Annotated in this window: 9 protein-coding genes; all 9 read left to right on the top strand. The window is 41.1% G+C overall.

Translation table 11 applies throughout. The features are described 5' to 3' along the window. The first annotated feature begins 28 nt into the window (after nt 1-28). The 9 genes from ruvC to ybgF all read left to right on the top strand — a co-directional run bounded on the left by ruvC (nt 29) and on the right by ybgF (nt 8,024). Nucleotides 29-553 (top strand): crossover junction endodeoxyribonuclease RuvC, encoded by a 525-nt coding sequence (gene ruvC, locus CWC17_RS13025; protein ID WP_004587270.1) that lies wholly within the window; start codon nt 29-31, stop codon nt 551-553. 2 nt (nt 554-555) lie between these two features. Beyond that, the gene (ruvA, locus tag CWC17_RS13030) at nt 556-1,173 is read left to right on the top strand and encodes a Holliday junction branch migration protein RuvA (protein ID WP_055016258.1); all 618 of its coding nucleotides are present in this window, start codon (nt 556-558) and stop codon (nt 1,171-1,173) included. Nucleotides 1,174-1,180: 7 nt separating this feature from the next. Further along, entirely contained in the window at nt 1,181-2,188 is a 1,008-nt protein-coding gene (ruvB, locus tag CWC17_RS13035; protein WP_055016259.1) for a Holliday junction branch migration DNA helicase RuvB, read from the top strand. A 1,073-nt stretch (nt 2,189-3,261) separates the two neighbouring features. Next, nucleotides 3,262-3,966, top strand: a complete 705-nt coding sequence (tolQ, locus tag CWC17_RS13040; RefSeq protein ID WP_138613286.1) for a protein TolQ — start codon at nt 3,262-3,264, stop codon at nt 3,964-3,966. Then, nucleotides 3,953-4,384: a protein TolR gene (gene tolR, locus CWC17_RS13045; RefSeq protein WP_055016260.1), complete on the top strand. Its 432-nt coding sequence runs from the start codon at nt 3,953-3,955 to the stop codon at nt 4,382-4,384. The genes tolQ and tolR overlap by 14 nt, the downstream gene beginning before the upstream one ends. 4 nt (nt 4,385-4,388) lie before the next feature. Continuing rightward, nucleotides 4,389-5,315, top strand: a complete 927-nt coding sequence (gene tolA, locus CWC17_RS13050) for a cell envelope integrity protein TolA (RefSeq protein ID WP_055016261.1) — start codon at nt 4,389-4,391, stop codon at nt 5,313-5,315. Nucleotides 5,316-5,324: 9 nt separating this feature from the next. After that, nucleotides 5,325-6,683: a Tol-Pal system beta propeller repeat protein TolB gene (gene tolB / locus CWC17_RS13055; protein WP_055016262.1), complete on the top strand. Its 1,359-nt coding sequence runs from the start codon at nt 5,325-5,327 to the stop codon at nt 6,681-6,683. 35 nt (nt 6,684-6,718) lie between these two features. Further along, complete coding sequence (pal, locus tag CWC17_RS13060; RefSeq protein WP_004587277.1) at nt 6,719-7,261, top strand: peptidoglycan-associated lipoprotein Pal; 543 nt, start codon at nt 6,719-6,721, stop codon at nt 7,259-7,261. Nucleotides 7,262-7,274: 13 nt separating this feature from the next. Further along, nucleotides 7,275-8,024, top strand: a complete 750-nt coding sequence (ybgF, locus tag CWC17_RS13065; protein WP_138542506.1) for a tol-pal system protein YbgF — start codon at nt 7,275-7,277, stop codon at nt 8,022-8,024. The last annotated feature ends 235 nt before the right edge of the window (nt 8,025-8,259 follow it).

Here is an 8,259-nt window from a genome sequence, read left to right on the forward strand (position 1 = left end):
TGAAAAACAACAATAATGAGTGTGCTGTTTGGCCATTATTTTAGGGATAGACCCAGGTTCACGTTTAACGGGTTATGGTGTAGTTGCTCACCAAGGTGCTAAATTTACCTATTTAGGCAGTGGGTGTATAAAATTAGCTGAGCATGAGTTCCCCATACGATTAAAAATGATCTACCAAGGGATCACACAAATAATAGAGCAGTTCTCGCCCGAAACCTTTGCAATAGAAAAAGTATTTATGGCGCATAACCCGGATGCAGCGCTAAAGCTAGGCCAAGCCCGAGGCGCGGCTATTGTGGGCGCCTCTATGGCCGACTTACCCGTATTTGAATACTCAGCACGGCAAATTAAACAAGCCGTGGTAGGTAATGGCGGCGCCGATAAGTCGCAAGTACAACACATGGTCAAAAATATTTTAAAATTACCAGGTACACCGCAAGCCGATGCGGCCGATGCACTTGCTATTGCAATATGTCATGCTCACTCAGAACAAAATTTAATCAAACTAGCGGGTAGCGCCAGCAAAACCGTTAGAGGACGTTTAAGGAAATAAATATGATTGGCCGTTTAAATGGCATTTTAGTTGAAAAGCAGCCGCCCGAAATTTTATTAGAAGTAAGCGGCGTAGGCTACGAAGTACAAATGCCCATGACCTGTTTTTACGACTTACCCAATGTTGGCGAAAACGCCATTGTGTACACGCATTTTGTAGTACGCGAAGACGCACAACTATTATTTGGCTTTAATAATAAAACCGAGCGTGCGCTTTTTAGAGAATTACTAAAGGCAAATGGCGTGGGGCCTAAACTCGGCTTAGCGATTTTGTCGGGCATGTCGGCGCAACAATTTGTAAGTTGTGTAAACAACGAAGATGCCACAACCTTGGTTAAATTACCGGGTGTGGGTAAAAAAACCGCTGAGCGTTTAGTGCTTGAAATGAAAGACCGCTTAAAAGATTGGGGTAATGATTTATTTACGCCATTTAGCGATAATGCCGTAATAGAGCCTGCTTGCGATGCAACTATTGCCAATAATGCCGCTGACGATGCCGTATCGGCACTTGTTGCGTTAGGTTATAAATTGCCACAAGCGCAAAAAGCAGTAAAATCGGTAAGCAAACCCGATATGTCTACTGAGGTTCTTATTAAAGAATCTTTAAAATCAATGTTGTGAGTAACCCATGATTGAAGCTGATCGTTTAATTGACGCGAGCGAAAAAACCAACGAAGACACCATAGACCGCGCAATAAGGCCCAAGCTTTTAGCCGACTACAAAGGTCAGCCGCATGTTAAGCAGCAAATGGAAATATTTATAGAGGCTGCCCGTAGCCGTGGTGAAGCGCTCGATCATCTATTAATATTTGGCCCGCCAGGCTTAGGTAAAACCACGCTTGCTAATATTGTCGCCAACGAGCTTAATGTAAGTATTAAAACCACCTCAGGGCCAGTGCTTGAAAAAGCCGGCGACCTTGCTGCACTGCTTACCAACCTTGAAGAGGGCGATGTACTGTTTATTGATGAAATACACAGACTCAGCCCACAAGTTGAAGAAATCCTTTACCCCGCGATGGAAGATTATCAACTCGACATTATGATTGGTGAAGGCCCAGCAGCACGCTCTATTAAATTAGACTTACCGCCGTTTACGCTTATTGGCGCAACCACACGTGCAGGTTCTCTTACCTCACCACTAAGAGACCGTTTTGGCATAGTGCAGCGCTTAGAGTTTTATTCTATTGCTGATTTATCATATATAGTGGGGCGCTCAGCGCATTATTTAGATTTACAAATGTGCGATGATGGAGCCACCGAAATTGCAAAGCGCTCGCGAGGCACACCGCGCATAGCTAACCGTCTATTGCGCCGTGTACGCGATTACACGCAAGTAAAATCTGATGGCACTGTGAATGCCTCGGTTGCCGAGCAGGCGTTAGATATGATTGACGTAGATAAAAGCGGGTTTGATTACATGGACCGTAAATACTTACTTGCCATTATCGAAAAATTTATGGGCGGACCTGTAGGGCTAGATAATTTAGCCGCCGCCATCGGCGAAGAAAAAGAAACCATTGAAGATGTAATTGAGCCGTTTTTAATTCAACAAGGCTTTATACAGCGCACACCGCGCGGGCGAATTGTGTCAGACAATGCGTACCATCACTTTGGTTTACTCCCTAAACAAGATTAACCTCATTTAGCCCGTTACAGTCAATGTAGCGGGTTGTACCTACCCTTAATTGTAAAATTTTCTTAATAGTTAATCAGCTTTCATCCACTTTGTTGCAAATGTAACCAATAAATTAAATTCATTTTGTAATTCACTTAACGTTAAGACTGGCGTGGCTATGCTGCGTACCATTGAATTTATCACGGCACTTATTTGCTACTTTTTGAGAGCTTAAAAGTGTGGTTATTTAAATTAAGTACATTGTATTTTTATAAAGAGACTTACTGACATCTTAAATTAGGCTGATATAAGTTTTTTTAGTGAGAAGCTTTTAGCGAAAACGCGGCTTTTAGAAATGCGCTTTTATTCAGTATTCAGGTTAAGTAAGAAGCGCGAAAGTTTAGGCAAAAAAAAGCCCGCATATAATGCGGGCAAACAACAAGTTGAAGGAAGTAATCCAGGGAACTACGTTTTACTTAATTAGGTTTTATCCAAAAAGAGTAAAACAATGTAATACGATTAAAAATCCTATTACTAAGAACTTGGCTTAATGAAAAATCTTTCATTCAGTGCGTAAGCTCGGTATGGGAGAATAATACGGAATATGTGCTTTTTGTTCAAACTAGAAAATTTAAAATTTCAGATAAAAAAAACTAATCTGATGAATTTTTTAGTTGTTCGAAACTTGTGCGTTAATTATTCGTTAACTTTATAAGCTGCTGAAAATTAATAAATAATTGGTGTGAGCTGTATTGTTACACTATTAGTTAAATTAGTACATGCACAATGACATGAATAGCTTTTGCGTGCTTATGCACTTTTTATGAATAAACGCAGCATTTTATCAAGTTTTCTGCGTATATTTACGCACTTTTATTGTATTTAGTTGTACTTTACTTAGCGTGGCAGTCGCGTTTTAGAAACAAACAAGTGATTAACCGTATGTTTAACGTTTTTTGTTGCCAATTCATAGCAATACCGTTGTCAGTAAACTCTTGACTCGATACACTAGATGCAACTTATGGCCGTTACAATGGTCTTATTTACATAAAATAACCAAATTGACGTTTTTTGAAATTATTTAGGAGTTTAACGTGGGATCAGGGCTTAACTTTTTAGATCTAATTCTAGAAGCCAGTTTGCTTGTGCAGTTAGTTATGCTAGCACTTGTAGCAATGTCTGTAATGTCATGGGCAATTATTTTTCAGCGCAAAAAAGCAATTAGCGATGCCTTGTCTGATGCAAAAAAATTCGAACAAAAATTTTGGTCAGGTATCGACTTAAGCAAATTATACAACGAAATTTCATCACGCAGTGGCCAATCTCATGGTATTGAAGCGTTATTTACATCAGGCTTTAAAGAATTTGCGCGCCATAAAAAGAACACATTTCAAAGCGCAGGCATTGTTATGGAAGGTACGCATCGTTCAATGCGTGTGGCTCTATCGCGTGAAATTGAAAAACTAGAATCGAGCTTATCGTTTTTAGCGACAGTAGGTTCAATTAGCCCATATATCGGCTTATTCGGTACGGTGTGGGGTATTATGAATGCCTTTATTGCACTAGGTGAAGTTAAACAAGCAACTTTACAAATGGTAGCGCCAGGTATTGCTGAGGCACTTATTGCAACAGCAATGGGTTTATTTGCGGCTATTCCGGCTGTTATTGCGTATAACCGCTTTGCTAATAAAGTTGAAAAACTAGAATCACACTACATCAACTTTATGGAAGAATTTGCCAATATTTTACACCGTCAAGCAGCTACCCAAATAGAGACTAAAGCGAATGTATCAGCGTAAGAAGCGCCGTCCGGTCGCAGAAATTAATGTAGTACCTTACATTGATGTAATGTTGGTATTGCTAATTATATTTATGGCAACAGCACCGCTTATTACTCACGGTGTAAAAGTTGATTTACCAAAAATGGAAGAGTCGGATTTAGTTGACACTAAAGACACGCCACCCATTATTGCCTCTATTGACTCTGCAGGTAAGTACTATGTAAGCATAGGAACTGATCCAGAGGAGCCAATGGAAGCACTGGATGTGGCAGCGGTTATTAAGCTTCAGCTAATGAAAAACCCTGATGTACCAGTAATGATTAAAGGCTCTGGTAAGGTTTCGTACCAAGAAGTATTGTTATTAATGGACTTTTTAAAGAATGCTGGCGTACCATCTGTGGGTTTAATGACAGAATCCTTTGAGGGGAAACAGTAGTAACATGAATAGTTCTATAATCAAGTCAGTGCTTTTACATTTAGGTTTGGGGGGCTTTTTGTGGGCAACTGCGAATATACACCCTCCAGCACCTAAAGTAATGGAAGTGACGCTTAATTCGGCTATTCCTGAGCCTGATAATGCAGTGTCTGCGGTCACTGTAGATCAAAAGCAAGTTGAGCAAAAAATTGCCGAGTTGCAAAAAAAAGAAGACGCTAAAAAACGTGCTGAAGATAAGCGCATTCGCGACTTAGAGCGCAGAGCCGCCAATGCACGTAAACAACGTGAAGCCGAAGCCCGTAATATTAAAAAGCTAGAGCAACAGCGTAAAGCAAAAGAGAAAGAAAAAGCACAAGCTGAGGCTGAAGCTAAAAAAGCGCGTGAAATTGAACAAAAAGAACGTGCTAAGGCAAAACAAGCCGAAAAGCAAAAGCAAGAGGCTGAAAATGCAGCCAAAGCGGCTGCAGATAAGCGTAAAGCAGAAGAAGAGGCACTGAAAAAAGCCGAAGCAGAGCGTAAAAAACGTGAAGCAGAAGCCAAAGCGCGTGCCAAAGAAGCCGAACGCAAACGTCAGCAAGCGCTGCAAGAGCAAATGCTGCAAGAACAACTTGCAAAAGAGCAGGCTGCACGTAGTAAAATACGCCAACAGCAAGTAGTAAGCGAAGTTGATAAGTATAGAGCCTTAATTATGGCGCGTATTCAGCAAAACTTACTGATTGATGAAAAAATGAAAAATCAACAGTGCCGAGTAAATATTCGTCTTGGGTTTAATGGTTTAGTCACGCAGGTTAAATCGTTAGGGGGTGATAAGTTAGTGTGTGAAGCAGCACTTAGAGCTGTGCGCATGGCCGACACATTACCTGTATCTAAAGACAAAGATGTATTCGAGCAACTTAAGAATATTAATTTAACAATCAAGCCAGAATTTTAAAGGAATGATATGTTCAGCAAAATTAAAATAGCCTTTGTAGTTATATTATTAGGGTTTCAGGGTGTGGCAAATGCGGCACTTGAAATTGTAATAACTGAAGGTGTAGACGGCGCACGTCCTATTGCCATCGTGCCTTTTAAATACAATGGTGTTGGCCCAATTCCGCAAAAATTGAGCGATGTTATTGCTGCCGATTTAATGCGCAGTGGTAAGTTTAAACCGGTAGATGTAGCACAAATGCCGCAACTTCCTAATAAAGATGGCGATATAGACTACGCAGCTTGGGTAAACCAAGGTGTAGAAGCGGTTGTCGTTGGCGAAGTTGATCAGCAAACTGATGGACGTTACCTAGTACGCTACGAATTGGTAGATGTGATACGTGGGCAAATTACCGGCGGCCAAACGCAAATGATGAGCAACGGTAAACTTGTAAAAAGCCAAGACCACATTTTAGAAGCACGTGAAAGCGTAATTGGTGAAAGTGGCTTTCGCCGTTATTCACACCGCATAAGCGATGTAGTCTACGAAAAGCTAACCGGTGAAAAAGGCGCGTTTTTAACTAAAATTGCGTATGTAATTGTACGCGAAGATCAACCAAAACCTTACCAGTTAGTGGTTGCCGACTACGATGGCTTTAACGAGCAAGTATTATTGCGCTCAAAAGAGCCGTTAATGTCACCAGCTTGGTCACCAGATGGTACTAAGCTTGCGTATGTAACGTTTGAAAACCGCCAAAGCCAAATTTACATTCAAGATCTCTACTCAGGTAAGCGTGAACTGATTACAAGCTACCGTGGTATTAACGGTGCACCGCAGTTTTCACCAGATGGGAAAAAAATGTTATTGGTGCTTTCTAAAGACAAAACAGGTGCAACCGAAGTGTATGTTTTAGATTTAGCAACACGTAAAGAAACACGCCTTACACGCCACCGTAGTATAGATACTGAACCATCTTGGTACCCAAATGGCCAGGATATTGTGTTTACATCTGAAAGGGGTGGTAATGCCCAGATTTATAAGTTAAATTTAAGAACTGGTAGGTCACAACGATTGACCTTCGACGGCGATATGAACCTAGCGGGTTCTATAACGCCAGATAGTAAAGAATTAGTGATGGTTAACCGTACCAACGGGCAGTACCATCTTGCTAAGAAAGAGCTGGCTACAGGTGCGTTTCAAGTATTAACACGAACTCGCCTTGATGAATCTCCGAGCATAGCGCCAAACGGCTCGATGATCATATATAGCACGCTTCATAATAATAAACAGGTACTCGCGCTGGTATCGATGGACGGTCGCTTTAAAGCACGTTTACCCGTGCTAGACGGACAAGTAAAGGCACCAGCTTGGTCGCCATATTTACAGTAATATTTGCTGGTTTACTCAAAATAGGAATCTACTCAATGCAACTTAACAAAGTACTTAAAGGCCTGCTAATCGCTGTGCCAGTAATGACATTAGCCGCTTGTAGCTCATCTTCAGATATTGATGAAGGCGCAGCTAACCAATCAAACCAAAGTGCAGTTGAGCAATCAACAAACACGGACACAGTTGAAGTAGCAACAATTTCACCTGAACAACAAGCAGAAGAGCAACTTCGTCAAAAGTATGAAGCGCTTCGTCAAGAGCAAATCATTTACTTTGACTTCGACAAAGCAACTGTTGAGAACAAGTACGCAGAATTACTTCGCGCACATGCTGAGTTTTTAGTTCAAAACCCTTCAGTAAAAGTATTAATTGAAGGTCACGCTGATGAGCGCGGTACGCCTGAGTACAACATTGCACTAGGTGAGCATCGTGGTCAAGCTGTAGAAAAATACCTACAAAGCTTAGGTGTTTCTGCTAGCCAAATGTCAGTAGTTAGCTACGGTGAAGAGAAACCAATGGTTAAATCTCGCACTGAGTCAGCTTTCGCTAAAAACCGCCGTGCGGTACTAGTTTACTAAGATAAGAGATATTATGAAGCCGAAAATTATTTTGGCAGCCATGATATTGAGCGGGAGCACCCAAGTTTTGGCTGCTCCCGCTCCTGTTTCAGAAGCTGCAAGTTCACAGTCGAGCATAGAGAAGCGTTTAGCATCACTAGAAAACATGATGCAGTCGCGAAACTTATTACAAGTTGAATTACAGCAACAACTTAACCTGCTTCAAGATGAAGTAAGCCAAATTCGCGGTGTTACTGAAGAGCAAAGTTATAAACTTGAAAAAGTACTTCAGCGCCAGCGTGAGCTTTATCAAGAAATAGAAAACCGCGTAAGCCAAGCGTATACACAACCTGCTGCTGCGCCTGCAACCGATTACACGCAATCGAGTGACGCACAAACCTATAGCAGTGACTTATCTGAAAACGAGGCGTATGAGCGTGCAGTAGCGCTAATAATGAAAGATAAACGCTACGACCAAGCTATTCCTGAGTTTCAAACATTTTTAACAACCTATCCTAATTCTGTGTATGCCTCTAATGCACATTATTGGCTTGGGCAGTTGCTAACCATTAAAAATGATGGTGTAAAAGCAAGTGAGCATTTTAAAGTGGTGGTTAATGAGTTTCCTAACTCAAACAAACGACCAGATGCCATGTTAAAATTAGGCACGCTTTTACAAGAGCAAGGCCAAAATCAAGAGGCACAAAAAATATTGGGTGATCTAATTAACCAATATCCAAGTACAACTGCTGCAAAACTTGCAACCGAGCGTTTAGCTAATTAGGGCGCATTTAAGCGGTGTATTTAAAGCTCAAACTACATAGAAATACTCGGCGAATCTTGTATTTGCATGTAGTTTGAGCACAAACGCTTTAATTTTGCTCACCTAGGCATAAAAACTGAAAAAAAGAGACATTTTCGGTTGCACTCATTTTATAAATAAGTATTATAAGCGCCCGCAGCAAACGAATGGTTACCCCACTCAAAATGCGGCAAAAAGAGCGGGTCATTAGCTCAGT

It is taken from the genome of Pseudoalteromonas sp. S3785, from assembly GCF_005887365.1.
In the GTDB taxonomy this organism is placed as follows: domain Bacteria; phylum Pseudomonadota; class Gammaproteobacteria; order Enterobacterales; family Alteromonadaceae; genus Pseudoalteromonas.